We start from the raw sequence: 250 nt of genomic DNA, 5'->3' as shown, positions 1-250 counted from the left end.
CAGCAGCAGTTCTGACCATGGCTACCAATTCGACCGCGAGACCGGGGAGCGTAATCGCACATGCGCGCCGTGCCACATTCAGTTCATCCGCCACCGCAAAGAGAAGGATAAGCACTACCGCACGCTGGTTCGCATGGCCAAGCGCTGGAAGAACTTCGCGAACCCTCCGGGGCTGAAGTCGTTCCACATCGAACTCATCTTGGCTTACCTGGTAGATCGAGATGGCGCCACAACAAGCATCGAGAAGCGC

1 pseudogene is annotated in these 250 nt (G+C 58.0%); it reads left to right on the top strand.

Going from position 1 to position 250, the window contains the following annotated elements:
• Positions 1-250, top strand: a pseudogene (locus KVT32_RS30895) (nucleotidyltransferase); the annotation flags it as partial.

Source organism: Achromobacter sp. GbtcB20, from assembly GCF_019091095.1.
Classification (GTDB): domain Bacteria; phylum Pseudomonadota; class Gammaproteobacteria; order Burkholderiales; family Burkholderiaceae_B; genus Achromobacter; species Achromobacter mucicolens.
Note: the sequence above shows the minus strand (reverse complement) of the source record. Positions and strands in the feature narration are given on the sequence as shown.